Source organism: Pseudomonas sp. P1_A1 (assembly GCF_056406935.1).
Window position 1 is genome coordinate 191268 of sequence record NZ_JBFTZE010000006.1, and the last position, 25575, is coordinate 216842.

28 protein-coding genes and 1 pseudogene are annotated in these 25575 nt (G+C 58.8%); 28 read left to right on the forward strand and 1 reads right to left on the reverse strand.

The window, feature by feature from the left end; genetic code table 11:
- The first annotated feature begins 3 nt into the window (after positions 1-3).
- The 18 genes and pseudogenes from AC1D2Q_RS11430 (at position 4) to AC1D2Q_RS11515 (ending at position 16705) form a co-directional block, all read left to right on the forward strand.
- Positions 4-1590: a ParB family protein gene (locus tag AC1D2Q_RS11430; protein ID WP_477813237.1), complete on the forward strand. Its 1587-nt coding sequence runs from the start codon at positions 4-6 to the stop codon at positions 1588-1590.
- Complete coding sequence (locus AC1D2Q_RS11435) at positions 1587-2135, forward strand: DUF2857 domain-containing protein (RefSeq protein ID WP_477813238.1); 549 nt, start codon at positions 1587-1589, stop codon at positions 2133-2135. Before AC1D2Q_RS11430 ends, AC1D2Q_RS11435 begins: the two co-directional genes overlap by 4 nt.
- On the forward strand, positions 2132-3322 hold the full coding sequence (locus AC1D2Q_RS11440; RefSeq protein WP_477813239.1) for an STY4528 family pathogenicity island replication protein: 1191 nt from the start codon (positions 2132-2134) through the stop codon (positions 3320-3322). The genes AC1D2Q_RS11435 and AC1D2Q_RS11440 overlap by 4 nt, the downstream gene beginning before the upstream one ends.
- Positions 3323-3564: 242 nt before the next feature.
- On the forward strand, positions 3565-4320 hold the full coding sequence (locus AC1D2Q_RS11445) for a PFL_4669 family integrating conjugative element protein (RefSeq protein WP_477813240.1): 756 nt from the start codon (positions 3565-3567) through the stop codon (positions 4318-4320).
- Entirely contained in the window at positions 4317-4835 is a 519-nt protein-coding gene (locus AC1D2Q_RS11450; RefSeq protein ID WP_090454354.1) for a DUF3158 family protein, read from the forward strand. The genes AC1D2Q_RS11445 and AC1D2Q_RS11450 overlap by 4 nt, the downstream gene beginning before the upstream one ends.
- On the forward strand, positions 4832-5290 hold the full coding sequence (locus AC1D2Q_RS11455) for a single-stranded DNA-binding protein (RefSeq protein ID WP_477813241.1): 459 nt from the start codon (positions 4832-4834) through the stop codon (positions 5288-5290). Before AC1D2Q_RS11450 ends, AC1D2Q_RS11455 begins: the two co-directional genes overlap by 4 nt.
- A 225-nt stretch (positions 5291-5515) precedes the next feature.
- Positions 5516-7483 (forward strand): DNA topoisomerase III, encoded by a 1968-nt coding sequence (locus AC1D2Q_RS11460; protein WP_477813242.1) that lies wholly within the window; start codon positions 5516-5518, stop codon positions 7481-7483.
- An 898-nt stretch (positions 7484-8381) separates the two neighbouring features.
- A complete protein-coding gene (locus tag AC1D2Q_RS11465; RefSeq protein WP_477813243.1) occupies positions 8382-8963 on the forward strand; it encodes an STY4534 family ICE replication protein in 582 nt (193 codons plus the stop codon).
- Positions 8964-9034: 71 nt separating this feature from the next.
- Positions 9035-9292 carry a hypothetical protein gene (locus AC1D2Q_RS11470; RefSeq protein WP_477813244.1) on the forward strand — a complete coding sequence of 86 codons (258 nt, stop codon included), beginning with the start codon at positions 9035-9037 and terminating at the stop codon, positions 9290-9292.
- Positions 9293-9518: 226 nt separating this feature from the next.
- Positions 9519-9887, forward strand: a pseudogene (gene radC, locus AC1D2Q_RS11475) (RadC family protein); the annotation flags it as partial.
- Positions 9888-9938: 51 nt separating this feature from the next.
- Positions 9939-10685, forward strand: coding sequence for a DUF5983 family protein (locus AC1D2Q_RS11480; protein WP_477813332.1), 747 nt, complete (start codon positions 9939-9941; stop codon positions 10683-10685).
- A 106-nt stretch (positions 10686-10791) separates the two neighbouring features.
- A complete protein-coding gene (pilL2, locus tag AC1D2Q_RS11485; protein WP_477813245.1) occupies positions 10792-11334 on the forward strand; it encodes a PFGI-1 class ICE element type IV pilus protein PilL2 in 543 nt (180 codons plus the stop codon).
- A complete protein-coding gene (locus AC1D2Q_RS11490) occupies positions 11331-12002 on the forward strand; it encodes a chemotaxis protein (RefSeq protein WP_477813246.1) in 672 nt (223 codons plus the stop codon). Before pilL2 ends, AC1D2Q_RS11490 begins: the two co-directional genes overlap by 4 nt.
- Positions 12003-12011: 9 nt before the next feature.
- Entirely contained in the window at positions 12012-12731 is a 720-nt protein-coding gene (locus AC1D2Q_RS11495) for a TIGR03759 family integrating conjugative element protein (RefSeq protein WP_477813247.1), read from the forward strand.
- A complete protein-coding gene (locus tag AC1D2Q_RS11500) occupies positions 12713-13261 on the forward strand; it encodes a lysozyme family protein (protein WP_477813248.1) in 549 nt (182 codons plus the stop codon). The genes AC1D2Q_RS11495 and AC1D2Q_RS11500 overlap by 19 nt, the downstream gene beginning before the upstream one ends.
- Complete coding sequence (locus AC1D2Q_RS11505; protein ID WP_477813249.1) at positions 13258-13773, forward strand: integrating conjugative element protein; 516 nt, start codon at positions 13258-13260, stop codon at positions 13771-13773. The genes AC1D2Q_RS11500 and AC1D2Q_RS11505 overlap by 4 nt, the downstream gene beginning before the upstream one ends.
- Positions 13774-13782: 9 nt before the next feature.
- Positions 13783-15888 carry a type IV conjugative transfer system coupling protein TraD gene (gene traD / locus AC1D2Q_RS11510; protein WP_477813250.1) on the forward strand — a complete coding sequence of 702 codons (2106 nt, stop codon included), beginning with the start codon at positions 13783-13785 and terminating at the stop codon, positions 15886-15888.
- Between the two features lie 85 nt (positions 15889-15973).
- Positions 15974-16705, forward strand: a complete 732-nt coding sequence (locus tag AC1D2Q_RS11515) for a TIGR03747 family integrating conjugative element membrane protein (RefSeq protein WP_477813251.1) — start codon at positions 15974-15976, stop codon at positions 16703-16705.
- Positions 16706-16992: 287 nt separating this feature from the next.
- Here AC1D2Q_RS11515 and AC1D2Q_RS11520 read toward each other — a convergent pair whose 3' ends face one another.
- Entirely contained in the window at positions 16993-17364 is a 372-nt protein-coding gene (locus AC1D2Q_RS11520) for a histone-like nucleoid-structuring protein, MvaT/MvaU family (protein WP_477813252.1), read from the reverse strand.
- A 307-nt stretch (positions 17365-17671) separates the two neighbouring features.
- On the opposite strand from AC1D2Q_RS11520, the gene AC1D2Q_RS11525 reads away from it, so the two are divergent.
- From AC1D2Q_RS11525 to AC1D2Q_RS11570, 10 genes are all read left to right on the forward strand, one after another.
- The gene (locus tag AC1D2Q_RS11525; RefSeq protein ID WP_477813253.1) at positions 17672-18007 is read left to right on the forward strand and encodes an integrative conjugative element protein, RAQPRD family; all 336 of its coding nucleotides are present in this window, start codon (positions 17672-17674) and stop codon (positions 18005-18007) included.
- Complete coding sequence (locus AC1D2Q_RS11530; RefSeq protein ID WP_477813254.1) at positions 18004-18243, forward strand: TIGR03758 family integrating conjugative element protein; 240 nt, start codon at positions 18004-18006, stop codon at positions 18241-18243. Before AC1D2Q_RS11525 ends, AC1D2Q_RS11530 begins: the two co-directional genes overlap by 4 nt.
- Positions 18244-18260: 17 nt before the next feature.
- Positions 18261-18632, forward strand: coding sequence for a TIGR03745 family integrating conjugative element membrane protein (locus AC1D2Q_RS11535; protein WP_477813255.1), 372 nt, complete (start codon positions 18261-18263; stop codon positions 18630-18632).
- Positions 18633-18639: 7 nt separating this feature from the next.
- On the forward strand, positions 18640-19053 hold the full coding sequence (locus AC1D2Q_RS11540; RefSeq protein WP_477813256.1) for a TIGR03750 family conjugal transfer protein: 414 nt from the start codon (positions 18640-18642) through the stop codon (positions 19051-19053).
- Positions 19050-19691, forward strand: coding sequence for a PFL_4703 family integrating conjugative element protein (locus AC1D2Q_RS11545; RefSeq protein ID WP_477813257.1), 642 nt, complete (start codon positions 19050-19052; stop codon positions 19689-19691). Before AC1D2Q_RS11540 ends, AC1D2Q_RS11545 begins: the two co-directional genes overlap by 4 nt.
- On the forward strand, positions 19688-20500 hold the full coding sequence (locus AC1D2Q_RS11550) for a TIGR03749 family integrating conjugative element protein (RefSeq protein ID WP_477813258.1): 813 nt from the start codon (positions 19688-19690) through the stop codon (positions 20498-20500). The genes AC1D2Q_RS11545 and AC1D2Q_RS11550 overlap by 4 nt, the downstream gene beginning before the upstream one ends.
- Entirely contained in the window at positions 20490-22007 is a 1518-nt protein-coding gene (locus tag AC1D2Q_RS11555) for a TIGR03752 family integrating conjugative element protein (protein ID WP_477813259.1), read from the forward strand. The genes AC1D2Q_RS11550 and AC1D2Q_RS11555 overlap by 11 nt, the downstream gene beginning before the upstream one ends.
- Positions 21970-22386: a TIGR03751 family conjugal transfer lipoprotein gene (locus AC1D2Q_RS11560; protein WP_477813260.1), complete on the forward strand. Its 417-nt coding sequence runs from the start codon at positions 21970-21972 to the stop codon at positions 22384-22386. The genes AC1D2Q_RS11555 and AC1D2Q_RS11560 overlap by 38 nt, the downstream gene beginning before the upstream one ends.
- Positions 22386-25136, forward strand: a complete 2751-nt coding sequence (locus tag AC1D2Q_RS11565; protein ID WP_477813261.1) for a conjugative transfer ATPase — start codon at positions 22386-22388, stop codon at positions 25134-25136. Before AC1D2Q_RS11560 ends, AC1D2Q_RS11565 begins: the two co-directional genes overlap by 1 nt.
- 124 nt (positions 25137-25260) lie before the next feature.
- Complete coding sequence (locus AC1D2Q_RS11570) at positions 25261-25494, forward strand: HU family DNA-binding protein (protein ID WP_081499309.1); 234 nt, start codon at positions 25261-25263, stop codon at positions 25492-25494.
- Positions 25495-25575 lie beyond the last annotated feature (81 nt).

Consider the following 25575-nt stretch of genomic DNA (forward strand, 5'->3'; position numbering starts at 1 on the left):
CCGATGAAGAAGCTCAGTCAGGAGCAGATCACCGACAAGCTGCATCAGGATCACTTCCCTCGGGGTCCAGAACTGGAGCGGCTGTCCGACCCACTCACTGATACGCCCATGCTGGTCACTCTAGAGCAACTGCGGCCTTACGAACACAACCCACGCTTCATACGTAATCCGCTGTATGACGATATCAAGGCCTCGATCCGTGAACGCGGGCTGGATCAACCACCGCCGATTACCCGCCGCCCGGGTGAAACCTATTTCATCATCCGCAACGGCGGTAATACGCGCTTGGCGATTCTCGGCGAGCTGTGGCAAGAAACCCGTGACGAGCGCTTCTTCCGCATTCATTGCCTGTTCCGACCATGGACCAATGAGCTCACCGCCCTACTCGGCCATCTGGCCGAAAGCGATCTGCACGGCCAACTCACCTTCATCGAGCGTGCGCTAGCGGTAGCCAAACTCAAAACCATGCTCGAACCAGAGGGAGTTGTACTCTCGCAACGTGAGCTGGCACGACGTCTTGCTGCGGGGGGCTATCCAATTTCGCAGTCACACATCAGCCGGATGCTCGACACCCTCGAACACTTACTGCCCGCTATTCCACAAACCCTCTATGCCGGCTTGGGGAAGCCCCAGATCGAACGCCTGATCGCTCTGCGTAGTCAGGCAGAGCGAACCTGGAACCGTTATCCAACCGCGCCCCTCGTGTTCGCCGAGTTTTGGCTTGAGACCTTGGGCGACTTCGATGCCGAACCCGAGGCCTTCGATCTGGAGCAAATCCAGGATGAACTGCTCGAACGCATGAGCCGTTTGCTCGGACAGTCCTACCGTATGTTGGCCCTGGAGCTGAGCGATACCCAACGGGTCATCTCGACGCCTGGCAATGTCGTCGCCACGCCCTCAGAGAACAAGCATTTGCCGAGTGTTGATGGAGCTGCGGCGGGATCTTCCACCTCCGAGTCCCGTCCCAAACCAACTGAGACCAGAACCCAGACCGAAACAGCGCGAGAGGAGCTGCTCACACCGCCCGAAACGAATGTCGTATCTGCAGTCAGCCCGCCGTCACGTGTCCAACAGATTCGCGAACAGATTGAGCGCGGCACTGCCGCTGAAGTAACACCGACCGTCGAAACCTGCACGATCGACGATATCTGGAGCATCGCACCAGCACTGGATACTCCCGAACAATTGCGTTTAGCCATAGCCGGACTGGCTCGGGAAATGGCGGCCTATGCAGGACATCCCGAGGGCATCATCGATCAGCAGCTTGGCTTGGGCTTCGCCCTCAACATCGAGCGACTGGATCTTGCAGCGCCTCGCGCGACCGGCGTTCACCTAATGCTCCTTGCCCTGTTGCGCGCTCAAGACGACGTGAACTGGGAGGATCGCAAGCAACTGCCCTCCGCCCTGTTCGGCCAGTTACTGTTGGGGATCTATCAACTCCCGCTGACAGATCGTCCCGCCGTGGACGTAGGACTGGAACGACTGCCCGACAGCCTGTTAATCAAACTGTATCGCCTGATCCGCCTGGCCCGGCGTCTGATCGACTTAACGCTTCCCCCGGAAGACGACTCACCGAAGGTGTTGCCATGAACCTGTCCTTCAATGTGCTCAACCAAGCCATGCTGACCCAGGTGCTGCATGAACTGCGCCTGGGTAATCTGCAACGCTGTAAGGCACTCGGACTGGGCGAGGACGACATCTACCTGTTGCAATCCTTACCGCCCACCACGCTGTCGCGCCTGGCCCATGCCACCGTGCCTTGGGTCGAGGTTAAGATCGATTCACCAGTGTTACACCGGTTGATCGAACAGGCTGATCGCGACGAGCAGAACGAGCGCTTGATCAACCGAGCGCTCAAACTAGGCGCCAGCAGCACCATCATGTATCAGTGCTTCGGCTTGGCGCATTCGGAAACCGCCCTGCGTCGACGTCTGCTCAAGATAGAAACCCGAAAGGGCCGCCCTCAGCATTTGAGCGAAGCGCAGGAACATGCTCTCTGGCAACGTTGGTGCCAGCTACGCGCTCAGGACGGTGCCGAGGATCAGCTCGACGCCATGATGATGCTGGCGGAGGAGCAACAGATCAGCTTGACCATCGTTTGGCAGCAGATCGACCAGTACAGCAACGGAACATGAACACTGCCCCTTCCAGTCGCTGGCAGCGTGTCCTGCAGCAATGCACCCAGCAGTTGAGTGAACGCTGGCCCGCACGCCCTATCACTGAACAACCCTCGAACCAGGCCCTGCAGGCTGGCTTTCTGTTCAGTGGCCAATCACACGAAGTCGTACCGCGTCGGCTGCTGTTGGATAATCGACTGACTCCATTGGAACGTAATGCCTGGCAAGTGTTTCGACTCATGCTGCAAGGTCAAGGCGTGGTCACACCGCGCTATGAGGATTTGCAGCCTTACCTGTCGAGCGTGCCCTACGGCGCGTCAGCCTCCCGTGAAACCATTGCTCGTGTCTTGACGATGCTTAGACTGACGCGCTGGCTCAGCTTGGTGAATCGCGGACGCGATCAGCTCAGCGGACGTCTTCAAGGTTCTCTGTACGTCCTGCACGATGAGCCGTTAACCCCCGCCGAGGCCATGGAACTGGATCAGGATTACCTGGAGCTAGTCGGACATGCCCTCGGTCATGCGACGAAGGCTGTGCGCATTGTCGCTCAGCACATTGTGGAGGAAGTCCGCCAGGACACGAATATTGATCGGGATCGGTTACCGACGCGGCTCGACAGCTGGGGCGAACACTGGACGCTGCAAGGATTGGATCAGGTATCCGATGACGCGTTACACGATTCCGAACTGGGGGAAGATCACCTAGCTCGGAATCGTGCAGGCCCTAGTTCGGATTCCGAATCGGGCTTGAACGCCAATGTTTCCGGCACAGTTCGGAATCCGAACGCCGCCTGTACTGTATTAAAAGCAAGTACTTGTACTGTACCGCGCGCGACCCTGGCGGTGGATAACCTGCACTGGCCCGATCAGCTGCACCTGAGTCCAAGCGAGCGTCAGGCCGTCGCCGTAGCGCTGAACAAGCTCAAGCCCGCGGATCGTCAGGCAGTGCTCAACGAGGCGGGGGCACGCTGTACGTCAGGAGGTATCCGCAAGCCAGCGGCATATCTGATGGGCCTAATCCAGCGCGCGCTGAAAGGCGACTTTCGTCCTTGGGCAGGTCAGACAGAGCCCCCACCCGTTGCAGAACCACCCCCAACGGCAGCCTCACGCCCAATCCGAAAAAAGGGCGAACCCGCATCCGCCCTCGCCCAAGCGTGCCTGAATGAGCTACGCCAACTGCGTGGCAAACGCCCTGGACGTCAGTAGATTTGATGCCAGTGGCATCAAATCTACTGACCTCTAATGGGAGTTCGCAAAGGATCGAATCTGCGCAGTCTGACCGGTACGGCCTTCGCCACCCATGGAAAAGATGCCACCGGTGTCACTCGCGAACGTCTACGAAATTAACCGTCTCAAACCAAACCGAATAGACCGCATTCAGCTTTTTGGCTGCCCTTGACCCTCATCTGGCGCAACGTTCCCGTCCAAGCTTATGCGAGGACAACACCGTGGCCGATCACTATCAACTCAACCTGGGTTCATTGCGCAGCAGCATCACCCTAACTCTGCACACTCACCACGCCGCCCGTATCTGGCAAGGTCGAACCGCACGCGAAGGCGTCCACTCGATCATGGGCATGGCTGGCTACATCAGTGTCACCAACCTGATCAAACAAACCGCGGCCCAGGACGATCCCTATGCCGATTGGGCCATCGTGCAACTCGAAGAAAAACTGATGCAGGCCAAAGCCGGGATGCTGGAACTGACCCAACAGCTGGATCGGATCAGGCAGGACCTGCCGACACAGATCGACATGAGCGACAACCTCAACATCCACCCCGTCACCTTGCCGTTGTACATCGGCAGCCAGCTGGGTTTTCTGGCGGTCTACTTGCTGACCGACTACGACACCCTGGTGCGTCGTACCCTATTGGCCCATCACACAGCCCTGATTGGCCGCGTCGACATGGAAGCCTGGATCGACGACGGTGCCCATCTGCTGCGCAGCCTGTTCGGTCAGGCACAGCGCTATCGGCATGCAGGCGTCACGCGTGATGACATGGCGGCGAATAATGCCCGTGCCAATGCGGCCATCGAGAAGTTGGGCTTGCCCCCGATAGACATCCTTGAGGGTCATCGCCGCTCCCAGTTCGCGCCACCGATCATTCGTCGCAGCGCTGTGCCAGTGGATGACGCTGACGCGCTGGCCGAGGAAGCGGGAGAATCGTCTGCGAAAGTGGATGAGACAGAGGACGAAGTATGAATCCCCTGACTTCGGCTCAACAGATGCCCTTCGAAACGTTGACACAAGATGCCTATCGACAGCTCGAACACGCAGCCTCCCTAAAAGGCCTTTTAAAGCCCTTTAAGGGTAAGGGGGAGTTGGAGCACCTGGCGCAGATGGCGAGGGAAATCGAGGCGCAGTTATGTGACTTGATGGAGGCTGTTGTACAGCAAGCCGGACAGCCCCCTTACTCACTGCTGGATATCCGATTGGTGCTGCAGAACACCAGCGCTGGCAGCACCTTTTTGCGTTGGCGCACCCGTGACTTTGCCCGTATGGGAGTCTCGGTCTGGGAACGCCAGGTCTGCAACAAAGCCGTGCCGCAGGTCGTACGCGAGGGATTACGCCGTTTCGAATGCAATCGCATCGCACTGAACCTACAGATGAGTGTGGTGCATTCGCTCTACCGCCAGGCCACGACCTGCGCGATCAAAATGGACAGTGCCGAACGGCTGCTGCGCCAGTTCACAACCGCAGTGGAGATATCACGATGAGTACTTTTTTCGTCGGCGAAGGCAACATCGGCAGTGCACCAGAGTTCCAGGAATTCGCCTCAGGCAATGACGAGCCACGGCGTTTGCTACGGCTGAATGTGTACTTCGACAACCCCGTGCCACGCGATGGCAGCTATGAAGATCGAGGTGGCTATTGGGCGCCGGTTGAGCTCTGGCACCGCGAGGCTGAACACTGGAGCACCCTGTACCAGAAAGGTATGCGTGTGCTGGTCGAAGGCCGCACCGTACGCGATGAGTGGGAGGACAGCGAAGACAATGCGCGGGTCACCGCCCGTCGCGTCGGCATCCTGCCTCACCGGGTGCACAGCGTGGTCATGCGGGAACGCTCCAGTGAGCCGGCGGCATCTGCGACACACGCTGGGCAACATACAGAGCAGGTCGGTTCACCTGCGTTGAAACCCAAAAAACGCAGAGGGCCGCCAACTTCGGACTGACAGAGTTCAGGCATAAAAATTGCGCCTCTGCGCGAAGTGGCTGGCCTGTCGTTACTCGCTGCTCGTGAAGATCCACCTGTCGTCCACACTACAAACGGGTAGCCGCCTCGGTCCATTCAAGCCTGCCCTCACCATCTAATGTGAGGAACCTGCCATTCAGGTTTCTCGTATCTCGCCACTGCTGTTTCCAACCACGCTGCTCCGAACTCAATCCGGAGCAGTTCTATGCGCCTCTTCCTCTGCGAGAAACCTTCCCAGGGTCGGGACATCGCCAAGGTGCTCGGGGCCACTCGACGTGGTGACGGTTGCCTGATCGACACACAGACAACCGTCACCTGGTGCATCGGTCACCTGCTGGAGACTGCCCCGCCCGAAGCCTATGGCATGCAGTACAAGAACTGGTCGTTGGACCATCTACCGATCATTCCCGCGCAGTGGCAGGTCGAGGTCAAACCCAAGACCGCGGCACAGTTCAAAGTCATCAAGCGCCTTCTCAGCGAAGCCACCACCGTCGTCATCGCGACCGACGCCGATCGCGAAGGTGAAATGATTGCTCGCGAGTTACTGGAGCTTTGCCAGTATCGAGGCCCCGTTCAGCGCCTCTGGTTGTCCGCACTCAACGAGGCGTCGATTCGCAACGCACTTTCCTCACTAAAGTCTGGTCAGGAGACCTTCCTGCTTTACCACTCAGCCCTCGCCCGCAGCCGAGCCGACTGGCTGATCGGCATGAACCTGAGTCGTTTGTTTACCCTTCTTGGTCGGCGGGCGGGCTACGACGGTGTATTGTCGGTTGGACGCGTCCAGACACCCACTTTACGTCTGGTGGTCGATCGGGATCGTGCGATTGCCAGCTTCGTCTCGGTGCCCTACTGGGAAGTGGAGGTGCACCTGTCCTCCATGGGGCAACCATTCATTGCGTCGTGGTTACCACCCAACTCAGGACGAGATGAAGCCGGTCATTGCCTGCAGCAGGTGCTAGCCCGTCAGGCTGTCCAAACAATCACTGACGGTAATACCGCCACAGTACTCTCGCTGCAGACTGAGCATTTCCGCGAAGCGCCGCCCCTGCCCTTCAACCTGAGCACACTGCAGGAAGTCTGCTCGCGCAAGCTGGGGCTTGGCGTTCAGGAAGTCCTGAACATCGCCCAAGCGCTGTATGAAACCCACAAAGCCACCACCTACCCACGCAGCGATTGCCGCTATTTGCCAGAAAGCATGTTCGACGAGGTACCCACAGTAATCGATGCCCTGCTCAAAACGGATCCGGCGCTGCAGCCCACATTCGGAAGACTCGATCGATCACTGCACTCCCGCGTGTGGAACGATGCCAAGGTCACCGCGCACCACGGCATCATCCCCACCACCGAGCCGGCGAACCTTGTGCGGATGTCTGAACAAGAACGCCAAGTCTACGAATTGATCCGCAGCCACTACCTCGCGCAATTTCTGCCGCACCATGAATTTGATCGAACCCGGGTCGAACTGGAGTGTGGCAAAGAACGATTGACCGCGGCTGGCAAACAGATCCTGGTCCAGGGCTGGAGAGGCTTGCTCTCCGAAAACACCGAGGAGGATGAGCCCAGTCAAAGGTCCCAAGTCTTACCCGTCTTGCAACAAGGCACGCAGTGCGCAGTGGACGATGTCGAACTCAAGTCCATGCGCACCACAGCTCCCAAACCGCTGACCGAGGGCGATCTGATCAAGGCGATGAAAAACGTGGCTAAACTGGTCAACGACCCGCGTCTGAAACAGAAGCTTCGGGACACCACCGGCATCGGCACCGAAGCCACGCGCGCCGGCATCATCAAGGGCTTGATCGATCGCGGTTATTTGCTGAAGAAAAAACGCGCCTTGATGGCCTCCGCAGCGGCCCATACCCTGATTGAGGCGGTACCCGCGGCAATCGCGGATCCGGGCATGACCGCGATCTGGGAGCAGGCCTTGGATGAAATCGAAGTGGGACGCCTGACCCTGGATGCATTCGTCGCCAAACAGGCGAGTTGGATTGCGCAGTTGGTCGCACACTACGGCTCACTTACTTTAGCCTTACCTGTCGAAGCCAGCCCGGTCTGCCCCATTTGCAACGCCTCAATGTTCAGGCGAAAGGGGAAATCAGGACCGTTCTGGTCATGCTCCCACTACCCCGACTGCAAGGGCACTGTGCCGATCAGAAAAGATACGCGTTGCTCATGATGTTCCATGGGAAGATCATCATGAGAGCGGTGTACTGTCTGCCTTGACGTCGTCCCACCCTCTCTGCTGTAGTGCCTCAGGATCATCGCCAACGGCGACCCAAGACCGATTCGCTCCGGGTAGCTCGGTCGAACTCCTTGAGTTCGGAGCCTTCTCTTCTGCGGAATTTTTCATTCCCGTTTTGTGCTCGACCTGATCGTGGTGGCGGATGACCACTGTTGCCTCCAAGGCAACAGTGGTCATCCGCTTCGGCGATCATATTCAGTCCCGGAGCCCGCCGGGGAATCACTGGGCACCCTTTGTGCGCGGATGCGTGCCAGCGTGTTCCGACCCAGGCCACGACAAGGGTCGGTTGGCGGGTCATGGCGCAGGTAAATCAAGTTTTGCGAGGAGCTTGTCGACTGCGTCAGACCGCCTAAGGTGGCTTTTCTATTCCTCGCCTGGCACCCCGCCAGGCCCGCTCTTCACTTTCTTCAGTCCAGTGACTACCACTGAGTTCCGGTCATAAAAAATCGGGTTGCAGCGTCTTGACGCTCCCCTGTGACAGGCTTATACAAAGGGCGTGGTTCGCTGTCGTTGACAGCCCAGCCCAGGTAGCTTGAACCTTCAAGGCTACGCCACGTTCGTGGTGGTTCACCCAAGTGCGATCAGCGTTCGGAAGCTCGCGCGGTTACCGTTTCAGCGGTGATGAATGCCCACTACCCCAGGTTTGCGGACCACTACCGCAGACGTTGCTCTGCTGCATCGCTATTCCCCCAGACGCATCGTTCTGCTCGTCATCGGCTTGCCGGTGGCGAATCGTTCATTGCTCGCCTTAACCTTACCCACCCTGACGGGGGCTCACTTCCCCGTCTGGGGGCTGTGCGTCACCGTTTTCCCTTGAAACAGGAGAACCACCATGGCCCACGCCAACCACTCCCAAGAAGCAACCACTTACTTCAATCTGCACACCGTCGGTATCGGCTACCTCAACCGTGTTCGTGAAGTACAAGTCCGCCGTGGCCAGCCATTCATGGCCTGCGATATCGCCGCCCTGCACGGCGCCACCGATGCGGTGGAGTACACCCGCTTCGACTGCAAAGTCGCTGGGGGCGAAGCTGAACGCTTGATTCGTCTCTATATGGACGCCGTCAAAGCCGAGAAAAAGGTCTTGCTGTCGTTCCGTATCGGCGACCTGTGGATCGATCCGTTTCTCTACGAGAAAGGCGATAAACAAGGTCAACCGGGTGCCAGCCTGAAAGGTCGCTTGCTGTTCATTGACTGGATCAAGGTCGACGGCACGTTCGAGTACAAAGCGCCCGCCAGGCAGGAAGCAACAGCACCTGCTGAGCCAGCGCCCACCAGTGAGTCATCCCCACCATCGGCTGATGCCGGAGCTTGGGAGAGTGAAACTCCGACAGATTCTCGGATCGAAGCTGACACTCAGTCCACTCCCCGCACGGCTCGCCGTGATGCCACCCGTACCGTTCAGTCCATCTGAACAGGCCACGATATTCCACATCAAGGCGCTCCCTCGAGCGCCTTTTCCTCAACCAGATCAGGAGAACTGACATGGAATCCTTCTGGCTATGCGACGACTGCCTGTTCGCTTTGGCGTACGAGGACTACAGCACGTTATCGCTCTACTACACGCCGGATGAAATCGAGAAACGCATCGCCGACATCCATCGTGGACTGGTTCGCTTAATGCCCATCAGTGCCGACTTCGATCCCGAAACCGGTTGGGGAATAAGAGCCTTTTCCCCGTTGCCCTGCGACGGCTGTGGTTCACCCCTACACGGTCAACGCCACCGATTCACTCGGCTGTAAACAGCGCGCCAATGACTAACACCCGCGACTCTACATCCACCTCGGGGACACCACTCCCCTCGGGCGTGTACCCCTGATTGTTCCCTTCGGAGGTACCACCATGAGCACCCAACTCACACTGATTGAGACCTCGGATTTCGAGGCTGATCGTATCGTCCAAGAAAACCAGCTGATCGACGAAGCGCTGTATATTCTGGATCGTCGGCTGTTCGCCCGTGGCCCTAACCTATCATCGCCTGACGCCGTGGCCTCATACCTAAAACTGCATCTTGCGCAACAAGAGCATGAAGTCTTCGGTGTGATCTTTCTCGATGCCAAGCACCGGGTGCTGGCGTTTGAAGTCCTCTTTCACGGCAGCATTGATGGGGCCAGCGTTTACCCCCGCCAAGTCGTTAAGCGTTCCCTAGCGCATAACGCTGCGGCCGCCATTTTTGTTCACAACCACCCCTCAGGGTGTACGGAACCCAGCCAGGCGGATCGCCTCTTGACCGCACGGTTGAAAGAGGCCTTGGCCTTGATCGAAGTGCGCGTACTGGATCACTTCATCGTCGGTGAAGGTCGTCCGCTTTCCCTTGCCGAATACGGCTGGCTTTAACCCTCACAGGCGCCTTCGGGCGCCTTGTTCATTTTCATCTGGAGAACGCTCATGAATCCCGCACCCCAAACCCCAGCTCTGCTGGCAGCCTCCAATCCATTTGCTCGCGGCTACGACAACCTGCATATCGAACGGCTGCTACTGATCACCTACGAAGACGACTGCCCTCCCTGCTTTCGACCCGTGCACGACTCACAAGCCCATCTGCCCGACGATGAGCTGCAGCTGTTCCCCTGTCTGTTCAATGACGATTTCGCCTTGATCAGCGAAGGCCAATCCATTCCGGAGGAGTTGGATGAACGCTGCCAGTCCACCGGGCTGGTGCGCCAAGTGATCTACGCCGTGATGGGAGAAGTGCTCAACGAGCGGCATCACGTCGGCGACCTGTACTCACTGGAAGAAGCCCAAGCCGTGGTCCATCGCTTGAGCTTCGAAACGGGACACTACAGTCGAGCCTGGGAGATCAGTACCGCACACCTTCCCGAAGAAGCGATGCTTTATCTGGAAGAATGGGTCAGTCACTTCGTTCCGAGGCAAACTGGCCTCTTGTTCGAACTGTTCGCGTTGCCGGATTGCTGCGGTATCGGATGCAAACTGATCGGCACGCCATGGACGAACGACAACCTGCTGAACATTGAGAGCCTGCCTTATTCAACCCTGAGACAAGAGCAGCTCGACGCCGCCACGCCGCAAGCTTTGGTCAACGTACTGTATCTGGCGGCATTGGCGGATGTGCGATTGTTGATCTTCGACCCCGACGCTGCCGTCTTGGATGGGCTCGCCGTTTTTGATGAGTAACAACGCGTTCAGTTTTAACACGACCCGCCTTGAATCGACTTTCTCACTGAATCGCTCCTTCACCTCATGTCAGGTTCTGCACTGAATCTGACATGAGGTTTTTTCCATGGAGCGTTTTTTCACGCCTGTCTGCCTGCTGGGTTTGCTGAGCGCCTGCACCGCAAAAATCCCCAATACATTGCCGACCGATCCAGAAATCGACAGTGGCTCCAATCGGGCCCAGCACTCGAGGGGCACAGCCGAAGAAAGCCATCCGGCAGAACTTCGTTATGGCCGCTACACACTGGTCAGCACCGAGCCCACCGCGGAACAACGCGATCTTCTGGCCCAAATCATTGATGTGAACATCCCGTCCAGCCTGAGCCCTTTAGTGCAGGATGCATTGCAATACGTGCTGCAGCGCTCGGGTTATTCGCTCTGCCCTGCCGAAGAACCAGTGAAAATACTGTTTACCCGGGCTCTGCCCGCCGCCCATTACCGACTCGGCCCGATCTCATTACGCAACGCACTACAAGTGCTGGCAGGCCCCGCATGGCAACTCACGACCGATGAGGTCAGCCGTTCGGTCTGCTTCGAACGGGAGAAAAATGATGCTGGCAAGGTGCGGGTCACACCAACCTCGTCCCATCAGTCGGATGCACGCCCATGAAAGCCTCGACATTTCAAACTCTCATTGTCGGCTCCCTTTGTCTGGCGGTCTCCGGGCTTAGTGGTGGCTTGTATAACCAGTATCAACGCGTGACCGAGCTGGAAAATGCGAACGCCCAACGCTTACAGACCCTGGATACCCTGCAACGTGATTCAAGCACCCTCATGGATGCACAGGAGAAGCTGCAGTACGCACTGAAAGACCTGAAGCAAATGGTCGATACCGGTGAGCAACAGGCCAATACCCTCGATCCGATGTTGGATCAATGGGCGCAGGAGATACAGGAGCTACGCGACGGTCTGGCAGACCGCGCCACCGAAGCCGACATGATCGCGCTACGCGCACGCATTGAACAGGTCGAGCAGCAGCTCCTGGACCTCAGGACCCAGCCATTCCCTCCACCGCCGACGCCTTCTGCGACCAAACCGAAACAGACCGCTCGCCCCAAACCCACCCCGCTCTCGCCACCGTTTTCAGTATTGAGTGTCGAGTCCCGCGGTGGTGAGCGCTTTCTAGCGGTCGCTCCTCCTGACAGTCGCTCGCTTATGGATGTTCGGCTGCTGCATAGCGGCGAGCAGCTCGGCACATGGCAGCTGAAGGCGCTGGAGCCGAACGCGGCCATCTTCACGGTGCCCACTCAGCCAGACCAGACCGTGCAACTCCCTTGAGAAACGATCATGAACCGAGCGCTACTGTCCCCTGTCGTCTGTCTCGTTTCATTGCTTAGCACGGGCGCTGCGATGGGTAACCCTGTCACGACACCGTCACGGGTCCAGGACACACAGTCCACTCCGCTGGGGCGCTCGCACCCTGAACAGGCGACAAGCTGGGGTCTGACGGAGCAGGAGTGGACACGCTTCAAACAGATCCAAGCCGGCCCGCGTGGTTACTGGAGCCCGAATCTCGATCCGCTGACTGCACTCGGCGTCGAAGCAGAGAACGACCAGGAGCGTCAGCGCTATGCCGAATTGCAGGTAGCGCTGGAAGCCAAACGTGCCGAGCGCGAGTTGGCCTACCAAAATGCTTACACCGCGGCCTGGGCCAAGCTGTTTCCGGGGCTGTTGCCGATCCAGGGTATGGCATCCCCGTCCCCTGCCAGCTCATCGGTAGAGCCGCGCCAAGCTCTGTTTGTCGAGGACCATTGCCCAGCGTGCACCGCTGAAGCGCAGCGTCTGCAAAGCAGTGACACGGCGTTCGATATCTACCTGGTGGGCAGCCAAGGCGAGGATGAACGCGTCCGTCGCTGGGCTCGGCAAGCGAACATCGACCCGGCCAAGGTTCAACACCGGCAGATCACCCTGAACCATGACCGTGGCCGCTGGTTCAGCCTGGGTGCCCCGGGGCCATTGCCCGCCACTTTCCAACAGGTAAATGGACAATGGCAACGCCTCGACTGAGTGGTCTTGCAATGATGCTGACAATGCTCGCCGTCCAGGCGGACGAACTTCCGCCGCCTGCCTACCAACTGGCAGCGCATGACGCCGACATCCCTTCGACGGTGCTGTTCGCGATTGCCCTGCAGGAGAGTGGTACCCGCGTCCGCGGTCGACTGCTGCCCTGGCCGTGGACCCTGAACATCGCCGGAACCCCCTACCGCTTCGCCACTCGCCAGGCCGCCTGTCACGCCTTGCTTCAAGCGCTCGCCCGATATGACGCGAAGCGGGTCGATGCCGGACTCGGCCAAACCAACCTGGGTTACCACGGACAACGTTTTTCCCGCCCCTGCGAAGCCCTGGACCCCTACCGAAATCTCGCTGTGACCGCCGCGGTGTTACAGGAGCATCACGCCRCCACCGGTGATTGGGTGTCAGCGGCCGGACGCTATCACCGCCCGGCGGGAGGAACATCAGCCGCGCGTTACCGCGCAGGTTTTTCCCGGCAACTCGAACGGTTGCTGGTTTCCTTCGAACAAGGCACACCACCATGAAGCGAATATCCCTTACCTGCTATTTCATCCTGCTCTTGGTACCTTTCGCCCAGCCAGAACTGACCGTAGCCGGCGATCAGCCTAGCGACTTCACCCACCCCCATTTTCAAGCTTCCAGGCCGCCCATAAACAACAAGCCCCAGCCTGATCGGGCCATGTATGCGGACCTGTCCACGKTTGCCGATGAAGCCTGGATACTGCCCGTCCGCAGTTCTCACTTGAGCCCCGGCCAGATCACGTCTCGCGCCCTGAACATGCCGGGTTTGCAACCCTTCTTTCTGGTCGGTGAGGATCCCCAATCGCTGACTTGGTTGCGTCAACGCGCGGCTGAACTGCGGGGAATGGGCGCGGCCGGCCTCGCCGTCGAAGTGGCCGATACTGAAGCCCTGGCCCGGATTCGAGCAGCCGCTCCGGGCATCACCATCCTGCCGGTCAACGGCAACGACATCGCCACCCGCCTGCAGATTGAGCACTACCCCGTCTTGATCACCGCCACCTCGCTGGAACAGTGAGTCCAGGTCATGGCCGAGCATGCGATGGAGTCCAAGCTCCGGCCAGCGGTGGAGCTGTACACCGTAGCAATCTGCATCGCCGCCGCGGTGTTGTGCGTGTACTCGCCCTGGGCGGTGGCCCTATCACCCGAGATCGGGTTGGTTGCGGCGCTGGCCTATGCCCTATTCGGCCTGATCCGGCTGCGACAAGCCTGGGAGGTGCTGCGCTATCAGCGTAATATCCGTCGGCTGCGCCGCTACGAAATGACCAGTCGGCAGATTCCGGTCAGTCGTAAGCGTTTGTTCATGGGCCGCGGCTTTCGCTGGACACGCCTGCACACCCAGCGCTTGGTCGAGGCTCAGGATCCGGCTGTCGCTCATTATGTCGAGCAACCGACCCGTTACCGCCTGGCCCGAGCACTCGAACGGCGCCTGGAACATGCACCGTTTCCGTTCTCGACACTGGCCCGTGTCACCGCCTGGGACAGCGCCTTCAATCCATTGCGCCCTTTGCCCCCGGTAGGTGGCTCGCCGCTACTGCATGGCGTCGAGCCCGACGAAACGGAAGTCAGCCTGCCGCGGGACGAACGGGTCGGACACACACTGGTGCTGGGCACGACCCGTGTCGGCAAAACGCGACTCGCCGAGGTGTACATCACCCAGGACATACACCGCGTTGAACACGAGGTAGTGATCGTCTTCGATCCGAAGGGCGATGCCGACCTGCTCAAGCGCATGTACGTCGAAGCCAAACGGGCCGGTCGGGAAAAGGAGTTCTATGTGTTCCATCTGGGCTGGCCGGAGATCTCCGCCCGCTACAACGCCGTGGGACGCTTCGGACGCATCTCGGAGGTGGCATCGCGCATTGCTGGGCAGCTCAGTGGTGAAGGTAACTCTGCAGCCTTCCGTGAGTTCGCCTGGCGCTTCGTCAACATCATTGCCCGGGCTTTGATTGAACTGGGCCGACGTCCGGACTACCTGCAGATTCAGCGACATGTGGTGAACATCGACGCACTGTTCATCGAGTACGCCCAGCAGTTCTTTGCCAAGACCGACCCAAAAGCGTGGGAAGTGATTGTCCAGCTTGAAGGCAAGCTCACCGAGAAGAACATTCCCCGGCATATGGTCGGGCGCGAAAAGCGCGTGGTGGCCATCGAGCAGTACCTGGCGGTGAAGCGGGTATTTGATCCGGTACTGGACGGACTGCGTTCGGCGGTACGCTACGACCGTACTTACTTCGACAAAATCGTGGCTTCGCTACTGCCGCTGCTGGAGAAACTCACCACCGGCAAGACCGCACAGTTACTGGCCCCCAACTACACCGATTTAGATGACCCGCGGCCAATCTTCGACTGGATGCAGATCATCCGAAAACGCGGCATCGTCTACGTCGGTCTGGATGCGCTGACCGACGCCGAGGTGGCCGCCGCTGTGGGCAACTCCATGTTCGCCGACTTGGTCTCGGTCGCCGGACACATCTACAAACACGGCATCGACCATGGCCTGCCCCAATCGGGCAACAACAGTGACAAGTTGCCGATCAACCTGCACGCCGATGAGTTCAACGAGTTGATGGGTGATGAATTCATCCCGCTGATCAATAAGGGCGGCGGTGCCGGTATTCAGGTGACGGCCTACACCCAAACCCTGAGCGATATCGAAGCACGTATCGGCAACCGCGCCAAGGCCGGTCAGGTGATCGGCAATTTCAACACCCTGCAGATGCTGCGCGTACGCGAAACCGCCACCGCTGAGCTGCTCACCCAGCAATTGCCTATGGTGAATGTACTGACGAAAACGCTGGTGTCCGGCGCCACCGACACCTCCGACCCTGAAGCCAATACCGACTTCACTTCGTCCTCGCAGGATCGCGTCAGCAGCACCAGCGTGCCGTTGATCGAGCCCGCTCACATCGTCAGTTTGCCCAAGGGGCAAATGTTCTCCTTCCAGGCCGGTGGCCAGCTCTGGAAAGTCCGTATGCCGTTGCCCAAACCCTCCATCGACGACGCCATGCCCAAGGATCTGCAGGAACTCACTCAGCGGATGCGGGCGGTTTACAACGAGCAGGCGGGGCAATGGTGGAGCGCAAGCGGTGGTGGGCCAACAATTGACTTCGATTTAGAGCCAGTGGGGTAACCCTGACTTAGGTTTAAATTCAGCAAGCACACCTTCGGAAAGCGCCGTGACGGCATCAACTCGGCGGCACGCAATGGAGTGAACGATGGCGATTTCCGCACAAAACACGCCGCCACAACCGATCCAGCGCCCAGGATTAATCGTATCGGCGATTGGCTTGGTTTTACGCATTATCGGTGTACTGATCGCCTCGTTGCTGTTCTCGATCCTGATCGAGTTTGCAGGCCTACTGCTCTTTTGGGGCGATCAGGGCTGGCGGCACAGCCAGGCCATGCTGAGCAATGAACTGGGCTGGCTTAGCGAACACTTCAAATCTTCACTCATCATCCAACAACCCGGACAGACGATTGTCCAGTGGCTGGATTTTCTAAATCAGTGGCTGCTGGTCAAGACTGGCTTTGCGGATTTTGCCCGGCAGGCGCGGGTGTCGAGCCAGGGCAATGGCTTCTGGGAGTGGATCAACCAGTTCTACGTAACCATTGAGGATTTTGTGCTGGCGGCTGTGTATGTGACCTTTACCTTCGTGGTGCGCCTAACCATTCTGGTCCTGGCCATCCCCCTGTTTCTGCTGGCCATGTTCACTGGTTTTGTCGATGGACTGATGCGCCGGGACCTACGTAAATTTGGCGCAGGGCGAGAAAGTAGCTTTGTCTACCATCGAGCTAAACGAGCCGTGTTACCACTGCTGATCGTGCCCTGGGTTATCTACTTGTCTCTACCCTTTTCGCTCAATCCCATGGCTGTGTTTTTCCCTTGTGCTGTGATGCTCGGCATCATTACGGCAATCACGGCAACGACATTCAAGAAGTATCTCTGATTCGGAAAAACCAGTTTTTTCTTTACATGTCCCGATGCCAGGATAGTTATCCAGCGACCGAAAACTGACACACCATACGAATGCAAATAAAGCTGCTAGAGGTCGTCCTCGACTCCCACTATGGGTTAGAGCATCAGATGAAATATAGGCTTCCAAGATTTGGGGGAGTGTCAAGGATCTAACCACCAATTAAACTGGTGCAGGACTGGGTCAAGACTTGCACTCCGGATTTATAATTCTCACCGATAAAAAAGGGCCCTTACAGGCCCTTGGTCATCAAACCGATCTTACTGAGTACGCCACGAGTCAACAACGTCTGCGCCAAACTCGACTTTCCATTCTTTCAGTTGTCGATGATTTCCTCCCTTGGTTTCGATCACCTCACCAGAGTTTGGATTCTTGTAAATCTTCACTTCGCGAGCCTTACGGACTGCCTTTACGGGGGCAGCTATTGGTGTCGAGGTACGACGACCAACTTCTGGATCCAGGATGCCAATGATGTTCTTCAAGCTGAAGCCGTACTCGCCAAGCAATGCACGCAGTTTGCTCTCAAATTCCATTTCTTTTTTCAGACCGGAGTCACTTTTCATCGACTCGAGCTCTGCGAGCTGTTCGGCCAGTTGTTGTTCAAGCTTGCGAAATTCAGCCAAACGAGACATGTGAAACTTCCTTCAGGTTAGGAAAATGAGAAGTGAACGCCCCCATGCTAAGCGATGATTGACTCTTCGTCACCCATACGCGTTTCAAGCTGAAGTGAATCCACTCATTGCCTTATGAGCAACACATTACTAATGGGGAAGAATTGTTAGACTGGGCTCTCTTTTTCGCCCAATCGATTGCTAGTGTATGTGTGGGTAAACTTCTTCCGCTCGCCTCCAAAAAAGCGATACATCCCATCTCGCGTTTTATACTGAGTAATTCAACCCCTAACTTGATGCTGGCTCCATCTCCACATGGACCAGCATCATGTCAACTACCGTCTTTCGTTGCTTTTTATTCCTTTCACTGGCCATCGCTCATGGCAGCGGCTGTGCCGCATCGGCTCATGAGCAGGAACAGCTCAGCCTGATCCAACAGCAGCTCGACATTATCGAACGCCTTGCGACGCGAGCGAAGGCAGCCCGTACCCTTGAACCAAACGAACGCTATCGCTTCGACTATCCCCGCCTGACAGAGGACATCCAGCGCATCCGCCAAGGTGTGCGGAGTTACCTATCCCCATCCCGTGCTCAGCCCCGCGACCCCGATGAGCTGGTCGGCGATTACCGCCTCGACACTCCGATTGCGGAGCCCTCGCCATGAGCATGACTGACGCTCAGATCGCAGCGTTCCAAAACGCCGCTGGCTTCGCACCGCAGAGCAGTTCGACGCTGTGGTTGTCCCTAGTTCTCGTCCTGACCTTGCTGTGGTGCACCTGGGTGATTTGGACGGCCTACCGGGGTTGGGCAGCCGGCAGTGTTCGCTTTGGAGCCTTCGGTGGTAGCGCCGCACGCGTGCTGCTCACCTTGCTGGTTTTGATGTTTTTCACCCTTTCCTAATCCAGGAGATCGCCGTCATGTTCGAGTGCCTTGTCCCCCTGAAAAACAACCTGCGTGATCGTGCGACCCAACGCTTGATCGGTCTGCTGCTGGTGCTCGGCCCAAGCCTGGCTTTAGCCGAGCTCCCCACCATGGAAGCCCCCTCGCGCGGCGAAGGATCCGGGTTGATCGAGACGATCAAAAACTATGCCTACGACGGCGGCATCCTGCTCGGTCTGCTGATCGCCTTACTCGCTTTCTTGGGGGTGGCCTGGCACTCGTTGACCGTGTACGCCGACGTACAGAACCAGCGTAAGACCTGGAAGGATCTCGGCGCTGTGGTCGGTATAGGCGCCCTGCTGGTAGTGATCATCATCTGGTTCCTGACCAAGGCTGCCGCAATTCTGTGAGGTCGGCATGAACGACACTATCGAACGCCTTGCTGACGGCACCCTGGTCTTTCTCCCAGAGCGACTCAATCGTGATCCCGCCGTATTGCGCGGTTTGACCAATGATGAGATGTGGGTCGCGCTCGGCATCGGCGCCGTCATTGGCCTGCTGTTGGGCGTTCCTCTGGCGATCGCCACCGCTTCCATTGCCATGGCGCCGACCAGCATTATCGCGGGCATGGTCGTGGTGTTATTGACCGGTGGTACGCTACTGCGTCGGGCCAAACGGGCTCGCCCCGAGACCTGGTTGTACCGCAAACTCGAATGGGTACTGGCTAGCCGTTGGCGTCTGGGTCGAGGGACTTTGATCCTTCACTCAGGTGCCTGGACGGTTCGCCGTTCGCGTCGACTGCGCCCTGCCCTGTCTCGGTGGCAGCCATGAGCCGATTTCGGAACAAGGTGGATGCCCAACAGGCGCATATCTTCAGCCTGCGTCTGGCGGTAATGATCCTTGCCCTGGTCTGTGCCGGGCTCTGGTTTGGCTGGCGCTCGGCGCCGACAGATCTGACCGTGCATGTCCCCCCAGATCTGCGCTCGGGCAGCACTCGCAAGTGGTGGGATATCCCCTCAGAGAATGTCTATGCCTTTGCCCTGTACATCTTTGGCCAGCTCAACCGCTGGCCGTCGGATGGCGAGCAGGACTATCGCCGCGCCATCTATGGCTTGCAGTCCTACCTGACACCCGCTTGCAAGGCCTTTCTCGACGGCGACTACGAGTACCGCAAGGCCGCCGGCGAACTGCGGCAGCGGGTGCGTGGGGTCTACGAAATTCTGGGCCGAGGCTACAGCGAAGATCCGGACCTCAGGGTCAAGCAACTCGACCGCGACAGCTGGCTGGTCAAGCTCGACCTCAATGCCGATGAGTATTACGCCGCTGAACCGGTGAAACGGGTGGTGGTGCGTTATCCATTGCGCGTGGTGCGTTTTGATCTGGACCCCGAACGCAATAAGTGGGGGCTGGCACTGGATTGTTATCAGGGCACTCCGCGAAAAATCTCCCTGCCTGGAGTTGCGCCATGAAGCGGATTTCTACCCTCGGACTCACCGTCGCACTGATTCTATGGGGAGCTGCAGCGCAGGCCGTCGAGCTGATGCACTGGGAGCGCCTCCCCCTCGCGGTCCCACTGGTGATCAATCAGGAGCGGGTGGTCTTTGTCGATGAGAATGTTCGAGTCGGTGTGCCCTCATCCCTGACAGGCAAACTGCGTGTGCAATCAACTGGCGGCACGCTGTACCTGCGCGCGTCAGAAGCCATTGCACCGACCCGACTGCAACTGCAATCAGTCACGACGGGCGAGATTATCCTGCTGGATATCGCGGCCACTCCCGGCGATCAACCGCTGGAGCCCCTACGTATTCTCAAGAATGCTCAGGGGCAAGCTACCGAGGCTGAATCGAGCACCGTACCTGTTCCAGAACGTACACCGATCCCGGTCGCTTTGACGCGCTATGCCGCACAGAGCCTGTACGCGCCGCTGCGCACCGTAGAATCCCTACCCGGCGTACGCCGCGTACCGCTCAAGCTGCGCACCGAACTGCCGACCCTGTTGCCGACCGAAAACGTTTCCAGCACACCTATCGCCGCCTGGCGACTCGGTGATTACTGGGTGACGGCAGTGAAGTTGCGCAATCGTAGTTCAGAGACGGTGCAACTCGATCCGCGTCGGCTTCAGGCCAAGCTGTTCGCCGCGGCCTTCCAGCATGCTTTCCTCGGGCCTGTCGGCAGTGCTGAAGACACCACGATTGCCTACCTCGTCACCCGCGGTGCCGGCCTCGAGCAAGCCGTGCTGCTCCCGCCCGTTGCGCGAGGTGCTGACGATGAAAGCTAACGCCTTGCTCAAATGGCTGGTACCGGCTGCGCTGTTGGCCGTGGTGTTTATCATCCTGAAAACCTGGGTCGCGGGTGGCAGTGCACCGTCTCCAAATAGCCCGGTTGATCAGGGCAACCTTCAGTTATCCGCCGAGCAAGCCAAGTCGCTCGGCATTGCGGGCGATACCCCACGCGATACGGTCGCTACACTGATCGGCCAGGTAAAGGCCATGCGCAGCGACATGCTCGGGCTGAAAAAACACAATGACTCACTGCAGACGGAAAACAATCGCCTACGCGAGCGGGAAAACAGCGTCGATTCGCGCATCCAGACGGCACTGGGCAGCGTGACCCAGCAGGTCGACGAAGGCCGCCGACAAGCCAACGAGGCCCGACTCAAAGCAGAACAAGACAGTCGCCAGGCTCGCGGTCTGCTGACGCAATTGCAGAACCAATTGTCGGGGCTGACCGGCAAAGGCCAGGACATGCCGATCGGACTGGGGCTTGAGCCGGGCGATGGCGCGCAGTTCGAAGGCCAGCATCCTGCTGTTGATGCGCTGCAGTGGATTGAACCCTCGGATGCTCCGTCCACCGACGCCCGAGGCAAAACCAAGACTTCCTCCGCACTAAGTCTGCCTACCGCCTTCCACTCACTGGAAGGCTTCAACGAGAACGCGATTGATCGCAGCCAGAAAAAGCTGCGTGCCGTCACCCAGGGTGAGCGTGACCTGACGCGATCCGTTGATCGTACCGAAGGCGCGAAGCCGGTCTATACGATTCCCGAAAACGCGACATTGATGGGCTCGGTCGCCATGACCGCGCTGATCGGCCGCGTCCCGGTGGATGGCACCGTGAATGATCCTTATCCCTTCAAGGTGCTGGTCGGTCCGGAGAACCTGACGGCCAACGGCATCGACCTGCCGGACGTCGCGGGTGCCGTGATGAGCGGCACGGCGTCCGGTGACTGGACCCTGTCTTGCGTACGTGGACAAGTCGAGTCGGTCACCTTTGTGTTTACCGATGGCACCATCCGCACCGTGCCTCAGCCGAAAGCGGTCGCCAGCCGTAATGCCTCCACCACCCAGAGCTCGAACACCGACAAGATCCGTGGCGGACTCGGCTACCTGTCCGATCCGTATGGCATCCCGTGCATTGCCGGCGAGCGCCGCTCGAACGCCCAGCAGTACCTCGGCAGCCAGAGCCTGATCACTGCCGCCGGCGCTGGGGTCGCCGCTCTGCTCGGGGATGAGCAGAACAACAGCAGCGTGATCAGTTCGGGTGGCAGTACCCTCGGGGTGACCAACAGCACGGGCAACAGCGCACTGAATTCAATCATCAGTGGTGGAGTCAGCGACATCCGCGAGTGGGTCAACAAACTGTATGGCGAGGCCTTTGCGGCCGTGTACGTGCCACCCGCCGCACAGGTCGCACTGCACCTCGACCATGAGATAACCATCGATTATGAGCCCAAGGGCCGGAGCGTTCGCCATGAAAAAGACCAAGCTTCTCGGCCTGACCTGGATTAGTTTGCTCTGCTGGGGTCTGGCGGGGTGTTCCACCGACAAGGACACGCTGCTGCCCCATGGCGAGCAAACCACGCTGGACATCTGGAACGGCGCCGGTACGCAAGGCACTCAGCAGCAACTGCTGGAGGCTCGCCAACAGTTACGCCGCCCGTTGGCTCAAGCAGATTTCTCCGTTGCTCTCCAGGAACCGTACACTCGCACAGCGGCGAACGAGATCCACAACCTGTTCCCGCGCCTGCCCAATCCCGATCTGGTGCTGTACGTGTATCCGCATTTGAGTGGTACCGAGCAGGCACCGGTGCCGGGTTACTCGACCGTCTTTCCGTTCTACCAACGGGTGCAGTACGCATTGCCGGGTGAACGTCAGGAAGACTTGTAGTGCATAGCGGCGACTCGGGCAACCGCACTGCCGCGTGGAGAGCCTGGCGCCACCCATTACGCCCTCGCGCCACCTTGGCCGATGACGCTGCACTCTATGCGCATAACCCCAGCTTCACCGATCACCTGCCGTGGGTCGAATACCTCGACACCGAGCAGTGTTTTCTGCTGGATGACAATCGTTCGGTGGGGGCGGTGTTCGAGTTACTGCCCATCGGCACCGAAGGGCGCGAACCCGATTGGTTGATGGCCGCCCGCGATGCCCTCGAGGATGCCCTGCAGGACAGCTTTGAGGAGCAGGATCAAGCGCCTTGGGTAGCGCAGTTTTTCTGCCAGGACGACAACGACTTCACCCCCTACCTGACCCGGCTCACCGATTATATTCAGTACAGCGCGCGAGGCACGGTTTTCACCGAGGCGTATTTGGAGCTCAGCCGCCGTCATCTAAAGGCCATCGCCAAGCCCGGGGGTCTGTTTGAGGATAAGGTGGTGACGCGCCTGCCCTGGCGTGGCAATAACCGACGCGTGCGCCTGGTGGTCTATCGCTGGCTTGAGTCTGACGCTGAGGAGACGGGACTCACCCCAGTGCAATCCCTGCAACAGGCTTGCGAACGTATCGCGGCTTCATTGCAGGCGTGCGGGGTGCAATCGACGCGAGTCGATGGCCGAGGTCTGTATGCCTGGTTATTGCCCTGGTTCAATCCGGCACCCAGGCTCACCGATGAAGCGCCCGAGGAGTTCTACCGCCGCGTGGCCTATCCGGAGTCTAGCGAGGGCGAGTCGCTGGAACTGCCCTTCGATCATGACTTTGCCGAGCGGCTGTTCTTCAATGAGCCGCGTTCGGATGTGCAGCACGGACTCTGGTTTTTTGACGATCAGCCCCACCGGGTCATGGTGGTGGACAAGCTGCGCCGGGCGCCCTTGATTGGTCAACTCACCGGAGAAACCCGCAAGGGCGACGCGGTGAATGCACTGTTCGACCAGTTACCTGAAGGTACAGTCATGAGTCTAACCTTGGTGGTCAAACCGCAGGATGTACTTGAGGATCAATTGAACCGACTGGCGCGCAAAGCCATCGGTGAAAACCTGGCCTCGACCCAGACCCGCCAAGATGTTGAAGAGGCTCGTGCAATCATCGGTCGCCGGCACAAGCTGTACTGCGGCACCCTGGCGTTCTACCTGCGCGGTCACGACGAACAGCAATTGCACCAGCGCTCGGTCAGCCTGGCGAACGCACTATTGGGTGCGGGCCTACAACCGGTACGCGAAGGCGATGAAGTCGCCGCCTGCAACAGTTACCTGCGTTGGTTACCGATGGCTTACAACCCGGCCCGCGACACGCGCAACTGGTACACCCGCCTGATGTTTGCCCAGCACCTGGCGAATCTGATTCCGGTGTGGGGCCGCAGCACCGGCACCGGCCACCCGGGTATCACCCTGTTCAATCGTGGAGGCTCGCCGTTGAGTTTTGATCCGTTGTCACGCCTGGACAGGGCCATGAACGGTCATCTGCTGTTGTTCGGTCCCACCGGTGCCGGCAAGTCGGCGACCCTGGTCACCCTGCTGATGCAGGTCATGGCGGTGTACCGCCCTCGCCTGTTTATCGTCGAGGCCGGCAACTCATTCGGCTTGCAGGGCGACTACTTCGCGACACAGGGTCTGTCGGTCAACAAGGTCCAATTGAAACCTGGCGCCTCGGTCAGTCTCGCCCCGTTCGCCGATGCCTGGCGCCTGGTCGAGCAACCGGATCAGGTGGCGAGTCTATCGATTGATGAGCTGGACGATGAGGCGGTAACCAGTCGCGAAGACCAACGCGATATTCTTGGCGAATTGGAAATCACCGCTCGACTGATGATCACCGGCGGCGAGGCCAAGGAAGAAGCCCGCCTGAGTCGAGCCGACCGCAGCCTGATCCGCGAGTGCATCCTGGATGCGGCACAGACCTGTGTCGCGGCGGGTCGCCAGGTGCTGACCCGCGACGTGCGCGACGCGTTGCTGCGTGTCGCCGCCGACCCGCACCTGCCAGAGAAACGTCGCGAGCGTGCCCAGGAAATGGGCGAGTCCATCGACCTGTTCTGCCAGGGCTTCGAGGGTGAACTGTTCGATCGCGAGGGCACGCCTTGGCCCGAGAGCGATGTGACCATTGTCGATCTCGCTACTTACGCCCGCGAAGGCTACGAGGCACAAATGTCTATCAGCTACATCAGCCTGATGAACACCGTGAACAACCTCGCCGAGCGCGATCAGTACCTGGGCCGACCGATCATCATGGTCACCGACGAGGGTCATATCATCACCAAGAACCCGCTGCTGGCGCCATTCGTGGTCAAGGGCACGAAGATGTGGCGCAAGCTCGGCGCCTGGTTCTGGCTCGCCACGCAGAACCTTGCCGACTTCCCCACTGCCGCGCAGACCATGCTCAACATGATCGAGTGGTGGATTTGTTTAAACATGCCACCGGCGGAAATCGAAGAAATCGCTCGCTTCAAGAAGCTCACACCGGCGCAAAAAGCCCTGTTGCTGTCCGCCAGCAAAGAACCCGGTAAATACACCGAAGGGGTCGTGCTGTCGAAGAAGCTCGAGACGCTGTTTCGAGCCGTGCCACCCAGTCTCTATCTCGCCCTGGCCATGACGGAACCCGAAGAAAAGGCCGAGCGCTGGACACTGATGCAGGAAAACGGCTACTCGGAGTTGGAAGCGGCTTTTCAGGTAGCTGAGCGCATTGACCGGGCCCGTGGAATCGGGACGTAAGTATCGATTTGAAGCCCAAATAGCGTTACATCCGCAAAGGGCCGGAAAGCGGTTTGGTGCTGGATATGCCCGAACTATCTGAGTAGATTACTCGTCACCATTCAGCCAGCAGAAGGAGCCATACATAAATAAAAACGACCTCGTCGAGGCCATAGCGAGCTCCACCGACCGCCCGAAGTCCACTGCCGGACGCGCGTTGGAAGCCCTCACAACCATCATATCCACTGCGTTGCAAAGTGGTGAGAACGTCACCTTGGTTGGTTTTGGTACCTTTGCCGTGAAAGCGCGTGCAGCGCGCGACGGCCGTAACCCTAAAACTGGCATGACTTTTCACTTCGATCGGAATTCTTTTCATTAAGAATAGAATCAGACAGTCATAGCCAGCCGTCCAGCGGGACTAAAGTCGCCTCAAGTGAACGGGGTCAACAAGATGTGTTGC

Coding starts and splice junctions, on each gene's coding strand:
- AC1D2Q_RS11430 (WP_477813237.1), top strand. CDS start 4: ATGAAGAAGCTCAGTCAGGAGCAGATCACCGACAAGCTGCATCAGGAT.
- AC1D2Q_RS11435 (WP_477813238.1), top strand. CDS start 1,587: ATGAACCTGTCCTTCAATGTGCTCAACCAAGCCATGCTGACCCAGGTG.
- AC1D2Q_RS11440 (WP_477813239.1), top strand. CDS start 2,132: ATGAACACTGCCCCTTCCAGTCGCTGGCAGCGTGTCCTGCAGCAATGC.
- AC1D2Q_RS11450 (WP_090454354.1), top strand. CDS start 4,317: ATGAATCCCCTGACTTCGGCTCAACAGATGCCCTTCGAAACGTTGACA.
- AC1D2Q_RS11455 (WP_477813241.1), top strand. CDS start 4,832: ATGAGTACTTTTTTCGTCGGCGAAGGCAACATCGGCAGTGCACCAGAG.
- AC1D2Q_RS11460 (WP_477813242.1), top strand. CDS start 5,516: ATGCGCCTCTTCCTCTGCGAGAAACCTTCCCAGGGTCGGGACATCGCC.
- AC1D2Q_RS11465 (WP_477813243.1), top strand. CDS start 8,382: ATGGCCCACGCCAACCACTCCCAAGAAGCAACCACTTACTTCAATCTG.
- AC1D2Q_RS11470 (WP_477813244.1), top strand. CDS start 9,035: ATGGAATCCTTCTGGCTATGCGACGACTGCCTGTTCGCTTTGGCGTAC.
- AC1D2Q_RS11480 (WP_477813332.1), top strand. CDS start 9,939: ATGAATCCCGCACCCCAAACCCCAGCTCTGCTGGCAGCCTCCAATCCA.
- pilL2 (WP_477813245.1), top strand. CDS start 10,792: ATGGAGCGTTTTTTCACGCCTGTCTGCCTGCTGGGTTTGCTGAGCGCC.
- AC1D2Q_RS11490 (WP_477813246.1), top strand. CDS start 11,331: ATGAAAGCCTCGACATTTCAAACTCTCATTGTCGGCTCCCTTTGTCTG.
- AC1D2Q_RS11495 (WP_477813247.1), top strand. CDS start 12,012: ATGAACCGAGCGCTACTGTCCCCTGTCGTCTGTCTCGTTTCATTGCTT.
- traD (WP_477813250.1), top strand. CDS start 13,783: ATGGCCGAGCATGCGATGGAGTCCAAGCTCCGGCCAGCGGTGGAGCTG.
- AC1D2Q_RS11515 (WP_477813251.1), top strand. CDS start 15,974: ATGGCGATTTCCGCACAAAACACGCCGCCACAACCGATCCAGCGCCCA.
- AC1D2Q_RS11520 (WP_477813252.1), bottom strand. CDS start 17,364: ATGTCTCGTTTGGCTGAATTTCGCAAGCTTGAACAACAACTGGCCGAA.
- AC1D2Q_RS11525 (WP_477813253.1), top strand. CDS start 17,672: ATGTCAACTACCGTCTTTCGTTGCTTTTTATTCCTTTCACTGGCCATC.
- AC1D2Q_RS11530 (WP_477813254.1), top strand. CDS start 18,004: ATGAGCATGACTGACGCTCAGATCGCAGCGTTCCAAAACGCCGCTGGC.
- AC1D2Q_RS11535 (WP_477813255.1), top strand. CDS start 18,261: ATGTTCGAGTGCCTTGTCCCCCTGAAAAACAACCTGCGTGATCGTGCG.
- AC1D2Q_RS11540 (WP_477813256.1), top strand. CDS start 18,640: ATGAACGACACTATCGAACGCCTTGCTGACGGCACCCTGGTCTTTCTC.
- AC1D2Q_RS11545 (WP_477813257.1), top strand. CDS start 19,050: ATGAGCCGATTTCGGAACAAGGTGGATGCCCAACAGGCGCATATCTTC.
- AC1D2Q_RS11550 (WP_477813258.1), top strand. CDS start 19,688: ATGAAGCGGATTTCTACCCTCGGACTCACCGTCGCACTGATTCTATGG.
- AC1D2Q_RS11555 (WP_477813259.1), top strand. CDS start 20,490: ATGAAAGCTAACGCCTTGCTCAAATGGCTGGTACCGGCTGCGCTGTTG.
- AC1D2Q_RS11560 (WP_477813260.1), top strand. CDS start 21,970: ATGAAAAAGACCAAGCTTCTCGGCCTGACCTGGATTAGTTTGCTCTGC.